This is a genomic window from Croceicoccus sp., assembly GCF_983967925.1.
Window position 1 is genome coordinate 1 of record NZ_CFETID010000023.1, and the last position, 16,311, is coordinate 16,311.

The 16,311-nt window shown below is 64.8% G+C and carries 15 protein-coding genes and 1 pseudogene; 6 read left to right on the plus strand and 10 right to left on the minus strand.

The window, feature by feature from the left end; all coding sequences use genetic code 11:
• Both AC4FIJ_RS12650 and AC4FIJ_RS12655 read left to right on the plus strand, forming a co-directional pair.
• A pseudogene (locus AC4FIJ_RS12650) lies at window positions 1-200 on the plus strand (electron transfer flavoprotein subunit beta/FixA family protein); the annotation flags it as partial.
• A gap of 1 nt (window position 201) precedes the next feature.
• On the plus strand, window positions 202-1,143 hold the full coding sequence (locus AC4FIJ_RS12655) for an electron transfer flavoprotein subunit alpha/FixB family protein (protein ID WP_490337074.1): 942 nt from the start codon (window positions 202-204) through the stop codon (window positions 1,141-1,143).
• 342 nt (window positions 1,144-1,485) lie between these two features.
• Here AC4FIJ_RS12655 and AC4FIJ_RS12660 read toward each other — a convergent pair whose 3' ends face one another.
• From AC4FIJ_RS12660 to AC4FIJ_RS12685, 6 genes are all read right to left on the minus strand, one after another.
• A complete protein-coding gene (locus AC4FIJ_RS12660) occupies window positions 1,486-2,697 on the minus strand; it encodes a DUF445 domain-containing protein (RefSeq protein WP_490337075.1) in 1,212 nt (403 codons plus the stop codon).
• A 74-nt stretch (window positions 2,698-2,771) separates the two neighbouring features.
• Window positions 2,772-6,242: an efflux RND transporter permease subunit gene (locus AC4FIJ_RS12665; RefSeq protein WP_490337076.1), complete on the minus strand. Its 3,471-nt coding sequence runs from the start codon at window positions 6,240-6,242 to the stop codon at window positions 2,772-2,774.
• Between the two features lie 10 nt (window positions 6,243-6,252).
• A complete protein-coding gene (locus tag AC4FIJ_RS12670) occupies window positions 6,253-7,464 on the minus strand; it encodes an efflux RND transporter periplasmic adaptor subunit (RefSeq protein ID WP_490337077.1) in 1,212 nt (403 codons plus the stop codon).
• A gap of 225 nt (window positions 7,465-7,689) precedes the next feature.
• Entirely contained in the window at window positions 7,690-7,956 is a 267-nt protein-coding gene (locus AC4FIJ_RS12675; protein WP_490337078.1) for a GlsB/YeaQ/YmgE family stress response membrane protein, read from the minus strand.
• Window positions 7,957-8,054: 98 nt separating this feature from the next.
• A complete protein-coding gene (sciP, locus tag AC4FIJ_RS12680) occupies window positions 8,055-8,354 on the minus strand; it encodes a CtrA inhibitor SciP (RefSeq protein ID WP_230279639.1) in 300 nt (99 codons plus the stop codon).
• Window positions 8,355-8,837 (minus strand): hypothetical protein, encoded by a 483-nt coding sequence (locus tag AC4FIJ_RS12685; protein ID WP_490337079.1) that lies wholly within the window; start codon window positions 8,835-8,837, stop codon window positions 8,355-8,357.
• Between the two features lie 126 nt (window positions 8,838-8,963).
• On the opposite strand from AC4FIJ_RS12685, the gene mnmA reads away from it, so the two are divergent.
• Window positions 8,964-10,124: a tRNA 2-thiouridine(34) synthase MnmA gene (mnmA, locus tag AC4FIJ_RS12690; protein ID WP_490337080.1), complete on the plus strand. Its 1,161-nt coding sequence runs from the start codon at window positions 8,964-8,966 to the stop codon at window positions 10,122-10,124.
• On the opposite strand, the gene AC4FIJ_RS12695 is transcribed toward mnmA, so the two are convergent.
• The gene (locus AC4FIJ_RS12695; protein WP_490337081.1) at window positions 10,064-10,471 is read right to left on the minus strand and encodes a hypothetical protein; all 408 of its coding nucleotides are present in this window, start codon (window positions 10,469-10,471) and stop codon (window positions 10,064-10,066) included. The two genes, mnmA and AC4FIJ_RS12695, sit on opposite strands and share 61 nt — an antisense overlap.
• Window positions 10,472-10,515: 44 nt before the next feature.
• On the opposite strand from AC4FIJ_RS12695, the gene AC4FIJ_RS12700 reads away from it, so the two are divergent.
• Window positions 10,516-11,652: a serine hydrolase domain-containing protein gene (locus AC4FIJ_RS12700; protein ID WP_490337082.1), complete on the plus strand. Its 1,137-nt coding sequence runs from the start codon at window positions 10,516-10,518 to the stop codon at window positions 11,650-11,652.
• Here the strand turns inward: AC4FIJ_RS12700 and AC4FIJ_RS12705 are convergent.
• From AC4FIJ_RS12705 to pdxH, 3 genes are read right to left on the minus strand one after another with little or no spacing between them, the layout of a single operon-like run.
• Window positions 11,646-12,440 (minus strand): PhzF family phenazine biosynthesis protein, encoded by a 795-nt coding sequence (locus tag AC4FIJ_RS12705; protein WP_490337083.1) that lies wholly within the window; start codon window positions 12,438-12,440, stop codon window positions 11,646-11,648. The two genes, AC4FIJ_RS12700 and AC4FIJ_RS12705, sit on opposite strands and share 7 nt — an antisense overlap.
• Window positions 12,440-13,417, minus strand: coding sequence for a cation diffusion facilitator family transporter (locus AC4FIJ_RS12710; RefSeq protein ID WP_490337116.1), 978 nt, complete (start codon window positions 13,415-13,417; stop codon window positions 12,440-12,442). The genes AC4FIJ_RS12705 and AC4FIJ_RS12710 overlap by 1 nt, the downstream gene beginning before the upstream one ends.
• 24 nt (window positions 13,418-13,441) lie before the next feature.
• Entirely contained in the window at window positions 13,442-14,068 is a 627-nt protein-coding gene (gene pdxH, locus AC4FIJ_RS12715; protein ID WP_490337084.1) for a pyridoxamine 5'-phosphate oxidase, read from the minus strand.
• A 181-nt stretch (window positions 14,069-14,249) separates the two neighbouring features.
• On the opposite strand from pdxH, the gene AC4FIJ_RS12720 reads away from it, so the two are divergent.
• Window positions 14,250-15,245, plus strand: a complete 996-nt coding sequence (locus AC4FIJ_RS12720) for a DnaJ C-terminal domain-containing protein (protein WP_490337085.1) — start codon at window positions 14,250-14,252, stop codon at window positions 15,243-15,245.
• Window positions 15,246-15,378: 133 nt separating this feature from the next.
• Window positions 15,379-16,266, plus strand: coding sequence for a YihY/virulence factor BrkB family protein (locus AC4FIJ_RS12725; protein WP_490337086.1), 888 nt, complete (start codon window positions 15,379-15,381; stop codon window positions 16,264-16,266).
• Window positions 16,267-16,311: the final 45 nt, after the last annotated feature.

Consider the following 16,311-nt stretch of genomic DNA (forward strand, 5'->3'; position numbering starts at 1 on the left):
CGCGCTATGCGAGCCTGCCCAACATCATGAAGGCGAAGAAGAAGCCGCTCGAGACCAAGACGCCGGCCGATTACGGCGTCGACATCGCGCCGCGTCTGAAGACGCTGAACGTATCCGAACCGCCGGTGCGGCAGGCGGGCGTGAAGGTCGCCGATGTCGATGAGCTGGTCGCCAAACTCAAAGCAATGGGAGTCGCCTGAGATGAAGACGCTTGTTTATGTCGATCACGACAATGCGCATCTGGGCGATGCGACGCTGGCAACCGTAACCGCCGCATCGAAGCTGGGCGAGGTGCACCTGCTGGTCGCGGGCGCGGGCTGTAGCGCGGTCGCCGACGCCGCCGCGAAGATCGCGGGCGTGGGCAAGGTCCATGTCGCGGACGACGCGGCCTATGAGCACCAGCTGGCCGAGAATGTCGCGCCGCTGATCGTCTCATTGATGGACGCAGGTGAGCATGGGCATGACGCGGTGCTGTTCCCCGCCACCACCACCGGCAAGAACATCGCGCCGCGCGTGGCGGCTCTGCTCGACGTGATGCAGATCAGCGACATCCTGTCGGTCGAGGGCGAGAAGACATTCACCCGCCCGATCTATGCGGGCAACGCCATCGCGACGGTCGAGAGCACCGATGCCAAGCTCGTCATCACCGTACGCGGCACCGCCTTCGACAAGGCCGAAGCCGAGGGTGGCTCTGCCGAGATCGAAGCTGTGGCCAGCACCGGCGACACCGGCAAGTCCAGCTTCGTGTCCGCAGAGCTCGCCGAGAGCGAGCGGCCCGAACTGACCAGCGCCAAGATCATCGTCTCGGGCGGCCGCGCATTGAAGGACGGCGAGACCTTCGAGAGCATCATCATGCCGCTCGCCGACAAGCTCGGCGCGGGCGTGGGCGCAAGCCGCGCCGCGGTGGACGCGGGCTATGTCCCCAACGACTACCAGGTCGGCCAGACCGGCAAGATCGTAGCACCGGAAGTCTATATCGCCATCGGCATCAGCGGCGCCATCCAGCACCTTGCGGGCATGAAGGATTCGAAAACCATCATCGCCATCAACAAGGACGAGGACGCACCCATCTTCCAAGTCGCAGACATCGGGCTCGTTGCGGATCTCTACAAGGCCGTGCCGGAACTGACAGAAAAGCTGTGAGGTGAGGGGCGGTCGCAAGCGATGCGGCCGCCCCCCAATCCTGAAGCGCTTCTGTGAAAGTTATCCGGACCACTGGCCCGGTGAAATTCGTCCTGCTAGCGGCGCTGGGCGCTTTGCCGCCCTGCGTGCACGACGGATTGCACAGATCTCGCTACGATTGATCGTCGACCAGCAGGGGTCCGTTTCCGACTGCGCCGTCCTCAGTGGCACCGAGGCAAAAGAGTTCGCAGACGTCCCTTGCAAACCGTTTCTCTCGCAGCCCTATATTTTCGAGCCGGCGCGCGGCGCTGATGGGCAGCCCATCGCCTCATGGGCTCAACAGACAGTCAGATACCGGATCCCCTAGAACACCCAGACATCCACCGCGTGGATCGTCAGCCCGACCAGACCGCCAACCAGTGTGCCGTTGATCCGGATGAATTGCAGGTCGCGTCCGACAGCACTCTCGACCCGGTCGGTGATCGTCGTCGCATCCCACCGCTTGACGGTTTCCGATACCAGCCGGACGATCTGGTCGCCATAACGATTGGCGATCCCTACCGCGCTTCGGCGAGCGAAACGGTTGACCTGCAACTGCAGGCGCGGGTCGCTGCTCAGCGCCTGCCCCAGCTCGCGCAAGGCGCCGGTGAACTGGCTTCCCAGCTGGCTGTCCGGATTGCGCGCCGCCTCGATCAGACCCTCGCGCAGACGCTCCCAAACACCCTGCCACCATCCCGCCACTGCGGGGTTAGCCAGCATTTCATGCTTCATACCTTCGACCTTTGCACGCATCTCGGGATCGTGCACCAGATCGTGCGCCAGCTTATCAAGCCCCTCTTCCACCTTCTTGCGCAGGGGATGGTCGGGATCGACCAGCATTTCGGCAAGCAGGCGGTAAAGCCCGTCCAGCACAGAATTGGCCAGCCTTTCATCCAGTCCGGTAAAACGAAGCAGGGCATTGGCGCGGTCATGGATCATAGTCCGGACAAGGCTCTCGTTCGCCTCCAGGGTCTTGCCTGCCCAGCGCACGATAGCCTCCAGCAAAGGCAGGTGGCGCTTGTCCGCAATGGCCGCCGCCAGCATCTGGCCCAGCAGGGGAGACACCTCCAGCTTGCCCAGTTGCGCCGCCAGTCCATGCCGCACCTGGTCCCCCAACCGGTCGGGGTCGAGCGATTCGAGCGCATTCGCCAGCAACTCGGCTGCCCCTGCCCTTACGCCTGTTGCGGGACCACGCACCGGGGCCGCCAGATAATCGCCAGCGGCCCGCGCGATGTTCATCGCCCTCATCCGGCGCGCCACCACGGCGGGCGTCAGGAAATTGGACCGCAGGAACCGAGCCATCGAATCGGCGATGCGGTCCTTGTTCGTCGGAATGATCGCGGTATGCGGGATCGGAATACCCAGCGGGTGCCGGAACAGGGCCGTCACGGCGAACCAGTCCGCCAGCGCACCGACCATCGCCGCTTCGGCAAAGGCAGTGACGAAATCGAGCCCGGTGCCGCGCTCTTCGAAACTGCGCGCAATGACGAACACGATCGCCATCAGGACGAGAAGACCGGTGGCGACCCTGCGCATGGTTCGGCCGCGATCGGCCTGATCCTCAATGGGCGCTATGGATTGCGTATCCGCCAATAGACCCTGCGTGCCGCCTATTCGGCCGGCACGCGACCCGGCTCGGATCCGTCCTCAGCACGGTGCGAGGGATCGTAGGTCAACAGGCGCTTGCGCATCAGCGGGCCGATCCGCTTCTCGAACCCGTCGGCCAGACTGAAGCCTGCAGGCACGATCAGCAGGGTCAGCAGCGTCGACAGGATCAGCCCGCCGATCACAATGATGCCCATCGGCGCGCGCCATGCGGAATCGCCCGTCAGCGAGATCGCCGTCGGGATCATGCCCATGGTCATCGCCACCGTCGTCATGACGATAGGCTGGGCGCGCTTGTGGCCCGCCTCGATGATGGCCTGCATGCGCCCGGCGCCCGCGGCCATCTCCTCGATCGCGAAGTCGATCAGCAGGATCGAGTTCTTCGCGACGATTCCGAACAGCATCAATATGCCGATGAAGACCGGCATGGACAGTTCGTAGCCGGTCAGGATCAGCAGGATCACGCCGCCCAGCGGAGCCAGAAACAGCGAACCCATGTTGACCAGCGGCGACACGAAGCGATGGTAAAGGAGCACCAGCACCGCAAATACCAGCAGGATCCCGGACGCAAGCGCGACGGTGAACGAGCTCAGCATCTCTTCCTGGAACTGATCGACGCCAAACGCCTCGTTCGAAATGCCCGTGGGCAGGTTCTGCATGATCGGCAGCTTCTGGATCGCCTCGTCCACCGTGCCCTTGGCAACGCCTGGGGCCAGGTCGGCTCCAACGAACACGCGGCGCTGCTGGTTATAGCGCTGGATCGTCGTGGGGCCCGAGCCGAAGCCGATCTCCGCCACGCGTTCCAGAGGCACCGATCCGCCCGACGCGGTCTGCACTGGCAGGTTGCGGATCACGTCCAGGTCGCGCCGCGCGTCCTGCGACAGGCGGACCCGGATAGGGATCTGCCGGTCCGACAGCGAGAAACGCGCCGCGTTCTGGTCGATGTCGCCCATGGTCGCGATGCGGATCGTCTGGCTCAGCGCCGAGGTCGTGACGCCCAGGCTGGCGGCCAGATCGCTGCGGGGCCGGATGATCAGCTCAGGACGCTGCAAATCGGCCTCGACCCGCGGCGCGACCGTGCCGGGGATGGTCCGCATCTGGTCGGCCAGTTCGCGCGCGGTGGATTCCAGCAATTCGGGATCGGAGCCGGACAGCATGACCGAAATCGCACGACCCGTTCCGCCGCCGCCCTGATTGTCTTGGAAGCTCACGCGCGCGTCGGGAATATCCTGCAGCAGCGGAGTCAGCTCGCGCTCGAAATCCTGCTGCGTCTTCTCGCGGTCCTCGCGAAGGTTGATGAACATGCGGGCATTGCCCTCGTTCACGCGCACCAGCGCGCTGCGAACCTCTGGCCGTTCGTTCACGATGCCGGCGACGCGGTCCATCACCGCGTCGGTCTGTTCAAGCGTGGTGCCGGGCACCATTTCCAGCCGGATGCGGCTGAAGTCAGAATCGAAGTTCGGGAAGAACTGCATCGGTACGGACATGATCAGCATGACCGACCAGATCAGCGATCCCAGCCCGATGCCGACCATCCAGGTCCGATGATCACGCAGCCGGGCGGACCAGCGGCCGGTGTAATAGGCGTGATAGCGCGCGACATGGCCGCCCATCATCCTGAACAGCAGTCCCAGCAGCTTGATCGTGACGAAGGCGAACGCAGCTGGGACGACCATCACGGCAAGGAAGAAGATCGCCTCGATCAGCAGCTTGGCCAGTCCAACCAGCGGCTGCAACAGATTGCTGGGATTGGTGGGCAGGATCACGGTCAGGTCGAGCTTCGCATAGATGAACTGGAAGCCGACGACGAGACCGCCGACCAGTGCCGCCAGCACCAGCAGCGTGAACACGATCTCGAACAGGGCCGACGTGAAATGCAGCGGCTCACGCGTCAGCGTGCGGCGCACGGCCACGGCCCGCGAATTGTCGAGCGACCAGCGCAGGACGCCCATGTAGCGGTCCATCAGGCGGCCTTCGCCATGGCTGGCGTGGCCTTTGGCCTTGAGGAAATAGGCCGCGACCATCGGCGTGATCATTCGCGCGACGGCAAGGCTCATCAGCACCGACACCACGACGGTCAGGCCAAAATTCTTGAAGAACTGTCCCGGCACACCGCCCATCAGGCCGACGGGCAGGAACACCGCGACGATCGAGAAGGTCGTGGCAACGACGGCCAGTCCGATTTCGTCCGCGGCATCGATCGATGCCTGGTATGCGCTTTTGCCCATGCGCATGTGGCGCACGATGTTCTCGATCTCCACGATGGCGTCGTCGACCAGCACGCCCGCGACCAGCCCCAGCGCGAGCAATGACAGCGAGTTGAGCGTGAAGCCCAGCAGGTCCATGAAATAGAAGGTGGGAATTGCCGACAGAGGGATCGCCAGCGCCGCGATGATGGTCGCACGCCAGTCCCTCAGGAACAGGAAGACGACGAGCACGGCCAGCACCGCCCCCTCGACCATGGCGTCGATCGAGCTTTTGTACTGCGCCTTGGTATAGGGCACCGATGTGAAAAGCGTCTCGAAGGTGACGCCGGGGTTTTCTTCGGCAATCTGGTCGAGCTGCTCCGTGGCGGCGTCGAATACGGTAACGTCCGATGCACCGCGCGCACGGGCGACGGAGAAGGTGACGACCTGGCGTCCGGCCACCTTGGCGAGCGAGGTAACCTCGCTGTAGCTGTCAGTCACGGTCGCGAAATCGGCCAGCCTGACCGTGCGCCCGCCGCCCAGCGGCACTTGCAGTTGCGAAAGTTCGTAAGCCGTCTCGGCATTGCCGAGCACGCGGACCGACTGGCGCGAACCGGCCACCTCGGCCTGGCCGCCCGCGGCGTCGACGTTGAGCTGGCGCAGCTGCGCATTCACCTGGCTGGCGGTAACGCCCAGCGACTGCATGCGTGCTGGATCGAGCACGACCAGAATCTCGCGATCGACGCCGCCGGCGCGGCCGACTTCGGCGAGCCCGGGGATCGAAAGCAGGCGCTTGGTGACGGTATCGTCGACGAACCAACTCAGTTGCTCGATCGTCATGTCGGGGGCCGCCACGGCGAAGTAGCCGATGGGATCGGACGAGGTCTGCGCGCGGAATACCCGCGGCTCGAGAATGCCGTCGGGCAGTTCGCCGCGGATCTGGTCGATCGAGGCCGTCACCTCGTTCACCGCCTGTGCGACGTCGGCGCCGATCTCGAACTCCGCCACCGTCTGCGAATTGCCTTCGCTGGCGGTGGAATTGATGTTGACCACGCCTTCCACGTTCTGGACCGCGGCTTCGACAAGCTGGGTGATCTGGTTCTCGATCTCGGTCGGGGCGGCGCCCGGCTGCGAGATTTGCACGATGACCACCGGGAACTCGATATCGGGCTGGTCCTGCACTTCCATGCGCATGAAGCTGACGATGCCCGCCAGCATCAATCCTGCGAAAAGCACGATCGGAACGACCGGGTTGCGGATCGACCATGCCGATATGTTGCGAAGATCCATGCCCCGAGCCTCAGCCCGCGATTTCTTCGACGGTCGGTTCGACCACGTCGCCGGGGCTCAGGAAGCCGCCTGCGCGCAGAACGATCCGTTCCTTGCCGGTCAGACCGCCGCGGATGGTGATGCCCTTTTCGGTGACCATGCCCAGCTGAACCGACTTGCGCGCCACCCTGTTCTCATCGTCCACGACATAGACATAGCTGCCCTCGGCATCGGACATGATCGCGGATTCGGGCAGAATGGGTGCGGTGACCGAGCCGGAACGGATGCTTGCCGTGGCAAAACCGCCGGGACGCAGCGCCCTGTCATAGGGTAGCGCGATGCGCGCGATGCCCTGGCGCGATGCCTCGTCGATGGTCGGGGCCAGCTGCCAGACCTGTCCGGTAAAGGTCTGTTCACTGCCTACCGGGGTCACCTCGGCTGGCACGCCCTCGCTCAGGCGCGCAAGGTCACTCTCGCCGACACGGGCGTTCAGTTCCATTTCACCGCCGCGAGCCAGCACGAACAGGGGCCCGCCACCCGCGCCGACGACCTGTCCGCGCTCTACATTGCGTTCCAGCACCAGCCCTCCGGCAGGTGCGACGATGTTGAGCCGCGCGGTGCGCGCACGCAATTCGTTCAGCGTTGCCTCGGCCACGCGAACACGTGCATTGGCGGCATCGCGCGTCGCCGTCAGGCGATCGACGTCGGCTGTGGAGATGAAACCGCGATCGACGAGCTTGAGCGCGCGGTCGAGATTGGCCTGCGCCAGATCGGCATCCGCCCGCGCGACCTGAACCTGCGCGGCTTGCGCCTCGGCCTGGCGGCTCTGTACCGAGCGGTCGATCACGGCGAGCACCTGTCCGGCGCGAACCCAATCGCCCGCATCGACGCGCACATCTTGGACCTCGCCGCCCTCGCCAACCGAACCTATGGGCATCGGGCGGCGCGCGCCCAGCGTTCCGGTCGCGGTGATCTCACCGGCGACGGTGGTGTTGCCGGGCATGACGACGCTGACGATGGGGACCTGCACCTCGGACTGTTCGGGTGCGGCGGAACTGCGCCAGATGAAGAAACCGACGATGGCGGCAATGACGGCCAGAACGATGATCGCGATGACGATGCGGCGCTTGTTGGGCGCGCGTGCGTCATCGTCCGTGCCGAAATCGGATAGCTCGCTATCCACCATCCGGTCGTGCATCGCTGGAATCGCCCCTTCAGTCTCGATGGACCTGTCGTAATTCATTTTGGTCGCCTGCTGTCGTCCGTCCCCAGACGACTTTAAAAACGCACCGACCGTTCCCTGCGGTCAGCGGTTAAGGCTTGGGCGCCCTAGAATGAACCGGAGCACTTACGCCGAACGATGGGCCCGCAGTCACCACGGAACCCATCGATGATTTCGGCTGTTATCACTTGCTGCTCTGCGAAACAATTGCGTTTCGCAGAGCAGAATACAACGTTCGTCCGATGTTTAGCGAACTCGCCCACGCTGGACGAGGTTCACGATGGCAAGCAGGACCACCGCGCCGATAAAGGCAATGATCAGTCCGGTAAGGGAAAATTCCTGAACCGAACCCTGCACGCCGAACAGCGGACCGGCCAGAGCGTTTCCGATCAGCGAACCGATACAGCCTACGACGATATTCCAGAAAATGCCCATCGAGGCATCGCGATTCATAAGCATGCTTGCAAGCCAGCCGGCGACGCCGCCGACGATAAGCGCAATAATCCAACCCACGGCAGTTCTCCTCTTTGTTGCTGGAGGTTGAACGGTTGCGTGAGTTGGATGTTCCTGTGCGTCTCCAATATTCGACGTCAGGCTCTATTTATTGTGCTTCAGTATTTCATCTGCCGTTCGTAAAGGTCGCGGTAATGCTGGATACGCGTGACGCGCAGACCCTTCATGCCCGAACGTTCCACGGCGCGCTGCCATGACGCGAATTCCTCAAGCGTGAGGTCATAGCGCTCGCACGCATCGTCAATCGAAAGCAGACCGCCGTTCACGGCCGCGACCACTTCCGCCTTGCGGCGCACGACCCACCTTTTCGTGGAGGGAGGGGGCAAGTCATCAATCGTGAGCGGCTCGCCAAGCGGTCCGATCACCATTGATGGCCTGATGTCCTGGTTCTCGATCATCTAGTCCTCAACATTCAAGCCGGATGCCGGACCGGTTTGACCAGTCGGCACGCCGCATCCTGACCCGGTGATATGCCGCGAAGTTTTAGGATCGGGTAAACGCGTGATCGCTTTCTCGTCATGCGCGCAGCGGATCTCGAAAATCGCGAGGCCTTCCTCTTCCGAAGCATGGCCGTGTCCGCACAGCGCTTCGGCTGCGCGTGGGTCGAAACTGCCTTCGGCGCGGATCCAGCTGGCCATGGCCTCGTTCTCGCCCCGCAGCGATCCGCGCAAGTCACGTTCGGCACAAAGCTTCGCGCGAAGAGAATGCCAGTCCAGCGCGCGCGATCCATGTCCCGCGATATCGTATCCCGCAATATTGTCCGGGTCCGATCCGGCAGGCTCGTTCGCTTGTCCGCCCTGTGCCGCGTCGTTCGCCCGGTCATCCGCCCGGCGCGATCCCGTCTTTTCCGTATCGGACAGATTGGGGAATTTTGCGAACATGGCTGTCAGCATGGCCCCAATTGGTCAACAGATCGTAAACAGCCAAAGGCTTTGCGGCGGCGCGGGCCGAAAACCGGCCTTTCGGCGGTTTATCGCAAGGGGCAATCGGTGTATGGGCGGCGCATCATGAATGCCCCCGTCACGAATCCCGCCGTCGAGTCGCTCGATCCGGCCGCCTTGTTCGATCTGCCCGCCCCGCTGGCGCAGCGCCGGATCGTGGTGGCCATGTCCGGCGGTGTCGATTCCTCGGTCGTCGCCGCGCTCGCCGCGCAAAGCGGTGCCGAGGTGATCGGCGTCACTCTCCAGCTTTACGATCATGGCGAGGCGGTGAAGCGTAAGGGCGCCTGCTGCGCCGGGGACGATATCCGCGATGCGCGGGCCGTGGCCGACCGGCTGGGCATTGCGCATTACGTATTCGACCACGAAAGCAGCTTTCGCGAGAGCGTGATCGATGGCTTTGCTGACGAATATCTGCAGGGCCGCACGCCGATCCCCTGCATTCGCTGCAACATGGGGCCCAAGTTCACCGATCTGTTCAGGATGGCGCGCGATCTTGGCGCGGATTGCCTTGCGACCGGCCACTACGTGCGCCGCGTCATGGGCAGCGCGGGCCCCGAACTGCACCGCGCCCACGATCCGGCCCGCGACCAGAGCTATTTTCTCTACGCCACGACCGAGGACCAGCTCGAATACCTGCGTTTTCCCTTGGGCGGATTGCCCAAGGCGGAAGTACGGCGCATCGCGGAGACGCTGGGCCTTGGCGTCGCGGCCAAACCCGACAGCCAGGACATTTGCTTCGTCCCCGACGGCGATTACGCCTCGCTGGTCAAGAAGCTGCGGCCCGAGGCGGGCGATGCGGGCGATATCGTCCACGCCGAAACGGACGAGGTGCTTGGCCGCCATCGCGGGATTGTGCACTACACCGTCGGCCAGCGCCGCGGCATAGATATCGGCGGCCACCCCGAACCGCTCTACGTCATCCGCATCGATGCCGCGAACAACGCCGTGGTCGTCGGCCCGAAACGCCTGCTGGCGGTTCAGGCCATGCGCGTGATCGAGACCAATCGCATCGGCCCCGTTCCCTCCGAAGGGCTGACCGCCAAGGTCCGCTCGCTGGCAAAACCCGTGCCGGTTACGATCGAGGGACCGCTCGGCGACGGAGCAGAAGTGCGCGTCCGCTTTGGCCAGCCCGAATTCGGGGTCGCGCCCGGGCAGGCGGCAGTGATCTATGCGGGCGACCGCGTGATCGGCGGCGGCTGGATCGAGGAAACCTTCGCGTCCACCTGACCGGTCCACGGCTCCAGCACGCAGCCCCAGCCCTCGCGATAGCGTGCGCGCGTCGAGGCCAGCATGGGCACGGCGGCAGTGACCGTCTGCGCATCCTCGTCCAGCGACAGACGCACCATGCTCATCCCCGGCTCGAAATCGGCACGGCACTGGTCGATGTCGCGGCCCTCGACATAATGGCACGAACAGGCGATCCGCGCGCCGAAATCGGTGCCCGCCTGCGCCTGCTCGGCCATGCCCGGCCCCCAGACGAAGGCGGCGGTGACAAAACACGCCACCACGCCCAGCGCGCCCGCCAGCCACAGCCTGCGTTTCAGGGTCGGCTTCGTTTCCACAGGGCTGCTCAATGCAATCTTGCCTTTCGATGGGCGCGGGCGGATCAGGCTGCCTGATGCCTCGCCCGATCTTCCGCCACAAGTGGCCGACCGCCCTTTTCGCCGCCCTTGCGCTATACGCCTGTGGATCGGGCGGCGAAGGCCAAGTCGCACCGCCATCGGAGGAATCGCTGTCTGCCGTCGCGGCCGATCCCGGCGTGGACCGGACTGCACTGGCCTATGCCATCGACGGCCTGTTCGATGCCGAAAGGATCGGTGAAACCCGCGCGCTGCTGGTGCTGCATGACGGAAAGCCGGTAGCCGAACGATATGGTGAGGGTTTCGGCCCCAATACGCCGCAGCTTGGCTGGTCACTGTCCAAGACGGTCACCGGCCTGATCGTGGGCATGCTGGTGGCCGACGGATCGCTGGCGCTGGACGCGCCCGCACCGGTCGAACGCTGGCAAAGGCCGGGCGATCCGCGCGGGGCCATTACCCTGCGCCACTTGCTGCAGATGCGGTCGGGCCTGCGGCATAGCGAGATGGCGGAGCCCGCCTATGCCAGCGACACCGCGCGCATGCTCTATCGCGACGGGCGCGACGACATGGCGCATTACGCGCTGACCCAGCCGCTCGACCATGATGCCGGTTGGCAGTTCGCCTATTCGACAGCGGAAACGCAGATTCTGTCCGACATTGCGACCCGCGCGCTAACCGGCAGCAACAGCCCTGCCGAACGGCAAGAGGCCATGCAGGCGTGGCTGGAAAGCCGGCTTTACGAACCTCTGGGTCTGTCCACCATGCGGGCGGAATATGATGCGACTGGCACGCTGATCGGCGGCGCGATGTTCCACGCGAGCGCGCGCGACTGGGCGGCGATTGGCGAGTTGATTCGGCGCGGCGGCGTGCACGATGGCGTCCGCATCGTGCCGCGGGGCTGGATCGCCTTCATGGCCGGGCGCAATCCCGCCGACGGCGCCTATGGCGCGCATCTATGGCGAAACCATCAGCGTGAGGATGATCGCAATCCGGTGGTGTTCGGCGGCAGGGGTCCGGCCGACGCCGTCGCGGCATTGGGGCACCGCGGGCAATATGTTCTGGTCGTGCCCTCGCGCGGCCTGACCGTCGTGCGTCTGGGCAACGGCAGCAATGCCCGGCAGGACGCGTTGAACGATGCGATGCTGAATTTGACGGAACTGTTCCCCGCTCAATAGCGGAACATGCCCTCGACCACGGTGACGCATTCGCCGCCCAGCCACGCGGTGTCCCCGTCCAGTCGGCACGTCAGCGTTCCGCCCCGCCGCGAAGCCTGATGCGCGGTGAAGTCGGGCCGTCCCAGCCGCTCGGCCCAGAACGGGGTGAGCACGGCATGGGCCGATCCGGTCACGCTGTCCTCGGGCACGCCCGCGCCCGGTACGAATACCCGGCTGACGACATCGGTGCCGGTGCCCGGCGCGGTGCAGATGAACTGGTGGTCGCCCATGGCCGCAAGCGCGGCGAAATCGGGCGACAGGCCGCGCACGGCCGCTTCGTCTTCAAACAGGAAGACATTGTAGCGATCGGGCGAGCGATTGATGGCCTGTGGCACGGCGCCCAGGGCGGCGGCAGCCTCGGGCCAGTCGCCCGGCTGGGTCGGGATCGCTGGCAGGGCCAGTTCGTAGCCGGCCGCGCTGCGCCGCATCGTCAATACGCCCGCCTGCCGCGTCAGAAAGCGGATCTGGTCGCCGCCGCCCTGTTCCAGCAGCACATGCCCCGCCGCCAAAGTCGCATGGCCGCACAGACGAATCTCGCATTCTGGCGTGAACCAGCGCAGGTGCCAGTCCGCCTCGTCTGCGTCACAGGGAACGAGGAACGCTGTTTCGGCGAAATTGTTTTCCTCGCCGATCTTCTGCATGATTTCATCCGGCGGGAAGCCATCCTCCCACAGCATCACGGCGGCCTGATTTCCGCCAAAGGCGGCGGTCGTGAAGGCATCGACATGCCAATAGGGTATCGCGGGCATCAGGATCTCCCTTCAGGCTCGGGCAGCAGTTCGGGATCGGGGCCGGTTTCCAGCAAATCGACCGAGGCGTAATTGCCTTCTTCGTGCATCCCTTCGGGATCGGGATGGATCAGGAACTCGGTGCCGGGAAACTCGTCTTCCAGCTGCGCCTCGATCCGATCCATCACGTCATGCGCGTCGCGCACAGTCATGTTTCCGTCCACCCAGACATGAAACTGGGCGAAGTCGCGGTCGCCGCTGGTGCGGGTGCGCAGATCGTGCACGCCTTCCAGCCCCGGCGTGCCGCGGATCAGTTCCAGCAGTCTTTCGCGCTTTTCGACCGGCCATTCCTTGTCCATCAGATTGTCGACCGCCTCGCGTGAGGCCTGAAATGCGTTCCACGCCAGCCATCCCGCGATCGCCAGCGCAAACAGCGGGTCGGCACCCGAAAACCCGATCCAGCCATCCAGCGCAAGCGCCGCGATGACCGCAAGATTGAGCAGCACATCGGACTGGTAATGCACATGGTCGGTGCGGATCGCGACGCTTCCGGTGCGCTTGATGACATGGCGCTGCCACGCCAGCAGCGCGAAAGTAGCCAGCAGCGCGATGGCCGACACCACGATGCCGGTTTCGGCCTCCTGCGGCCTGACGCCGCCCAGCCATTGCTGGATCGCGCGCGCCGCGATGCCGACGGCGGAGATCGATATCAACACCACCTGCACCAGCGCGGCCAGCGCCTCGGCCTTGCCGTGGCCGAAACGGTGATCGTGATCCGCGGGCTGAGAGGCGACCCATACGCCGACCAATGTCGACAGGCTGGCGATGATGTCGAGCGCCGTATCGGCAAGGCTGCCCAGCATCGCCGCCGATCCCGTCCGCCACGCGGCATAGATCTTCATCGACAGCAGCAGGACGGCGACCGTCGTGCTGGCGATCGCGGCGCTGCGGGTCAGGCGCGAACGCTCTGCCTGCGAGGGAGTGGCGGCGGCGGTCATGGACAAGGCGGCTCTGTCGCAGCCTTACGGGTAAAGCAGCGTGCTGGCCCAGCTGCCTGCGCGGCGCGTGAAGCGGCGGCGTTCGTGCAGGCGGAACGGACGGTCGTGCCAGAATTCCATCGCCTGCGGCACAAGGCGATAGCCGCCCCAATAGGCAGGGCGCGGCACAGGCTTGCCCTCGTAACGCTTGCGCACTTCCTCGAACCGGTCGAGAAATTCGCGGCGGTCGCCCATCGGCGCGGACTGGTCCGAGGCATGCGCGCCCAGCTGCGAATCGCGCGCGCGGGTCGCGAAATAGGCGTCCGCATCGGCGTCGGACACAGGCTCAAGCTGGCCTTCTATGCGAATCTGGCGGCGCAGGCTCTTCCAGTGGAACAGCAAGGCCGCTTGCGGATTGGCCGCGATCTCGTCCGCCTTGCGGCTTTCGCGATTGGTATAGAAGACAAAGCCGCCGCCCTGCCCCAGATCCGGCCCATGCCCTTTAAGAAGCACCATGCGCACCGACGGCGCGCCGCCCGCGCTGACGGTTGCAAGCGCCATGGCGGTGGGATCGTTGATCTCGCTCGACTTCGCTTCTTCAAGCCATTCGTCAAACAGGCCGAACGGGTCGCCCGCAGGGATCGCGTCTTCGGCCAGCAGTTCGGGTTCCACGTGCAATCCTCATCGACTTTGCGCCGACAGCCTGGGCGCGGGTCCAACATAGTAAAGCTCTGCCGCCAGCGCAAAGCCGCGCGAAAGGGCAACGCGGATTTCTGCCCGGCAACGGGACAGGCGGTGCACATGTGCATCAGCCGGATTGCACCAAACGGCTGCGCATCCTAGCTATCGCTTCATGGCGGACCCTTATTCGATCCTTGGCATTGCGCGCGGCGCGAGCGAGCAGGACATCAAATCGGCCTATCGCAAGCTGGCGAAACAGCTGCACCCGGATGCCAACAAGGACAATCCGGGCGCGGCGGATCGTTTCAGCCAGGTGACGCAGGCCTATGACCTGCTGTCGGACAAGGACAAGCGCGCCAAGTTCGACCGGGGCGAGATCGACATGGACGGCAACCCCAAGATGCCGTTCGGCTATGGCCAGCGCGGCGGCGGGCAATACCGGCAGGCGGGCGGCAATCCGTTCGGCGGCATGGGCGGCGCGAGCACGGACGATGTCGACCTGTCCGATCTGTTCGAAGGCATCTTCGGCGGCGGCGGCCAGCGGCGCAGCCGTGGCGGCATGGGCGGCGGAATGGGCGGGGGCGCGCAGGACAATCCCTTTGTGGGCATGGGCGGCGGTTTCGGCGGCGGTCAGCAGCGACGGCCCGTAAAGGGCGCGAACGTCAATTACCGGCTGGCCGTATCGCTGACCGATATCGCCAATCTGGAAAAACAGCGGATCACGCTGGCCGATGGCAAGACGATCGACCTGAAACTTCCGGCAGGGGCCGAGGACGGCACGCAAATGCGGCTTGCCGGCAAGGGTGAGCCGGGTCCCGCGGGCAATGGCGATGCCATCGTCACCATTGTCGAGCAGGCGCACCGTTTCTTCCGCCGCGACGGCGACGATGTGCGGCTCGATCTGCCGATCAGTCTGGATGAGGCGGTGCGGGGCGCCAAGGTCAAGGTGCCGACCACCACTGGCGCGGTCATGCTGACCGTCGCGCCCGGCAGCAATTCGGGCAAGGTGCTTCGCCTCAAGGGCAAGGGATTTACCCGCAAGGACGGATCGCGCGGCGACCAGTTGGTCACGCTGACCATCGACCTGCCCGAAGACGATCCGGAACTGGCGCGGCGGCTCGAGGGTTGGAGCGATACGCGCAATATTCGCAGCAGGCTGAGCGAGTAACGCACCGACCGAAGGACCCGTCGCCATCTCCGAAGAGCAGGATCCCAACCCGCCCGTCGGTGATTCGCGGTCCAACCTGACCCCGGAAGCCCGGCGGCAGGCGGCAAAGCAGCGCAAGCTTACGTTCAAGGCGGTGAAGCGCGAAATCGGCCCCGGCACGCGGGTTTTCGCCATCGCCAAGCGTATCTGGACGGGTGTTTACCAGGACGGTTTCATCCATGCGGGCAATCTCGCCTATATGGCGATCTTGTCGTTGTTTCCCTTCTTCATCCTCGGTGCCGCGATCTTCCAGCTTTTGGGCGAAGCGGATGAACGGACCGCCGCGATCAATGCCTTCCTGCTGGCGGTTCCGCGGGTCGTGGCGGACGTGATCGAACCGGTCGCGCGCGATGTCGTCAGCGCGCGGACCGGATGGCTGCTGTGGGTCGGTGCGCTGTTCGGCCTGTGGACCGTGGGCAGCCTTGTCGAGACGATCCGCGACATCCTGCACCGCGCCTATGGCACGCGGCCCACGGCCAGCTTCCTGAAATATCGCCTGCTGTCGGCGGGCATCATCATCGGCGCGGTGCTGCTACTCTTGACGTCGCTGACCGCGCAATTCGCCATCTCGGCGGCGCAGGAAGTGATCGAGGCATGGTTTCCGCAGGCCGAGGACTGGGTCGGCAGGCTCGCCCTGTCGCGTTTCATTCCGGCGCTGGGATTGCTGGGCTCGCTCTATCTGCTCTTCTATGCACTGACGCCCAGCGCCTACCGGACGCGGGAATATCCCAAATGGCCCGGCGCGCTGCTGGTCACGGGCTGGTGGGTGCTGGTCACGGTCACCCTTCCTCCAGTGCTCAGACTGCTGTTCTCCTACGATCTTACCTATGGCAGCCTTGCGGGTGTGATGATCGCCCTTTTCTTTTTCTGGCTGGTCGGGCTAGGGCTTGTCGTCGGGGCCGAACTGAATGCCGCGCTTGCCGAAACGCCGGAGGAACGCGACATGATCGGCCGTGACAATGCTGAACCAAAGCCCGAGTAACCCGACAACCACCGACGCCCATCGAGGCCAAGCCGCATAGAGCGC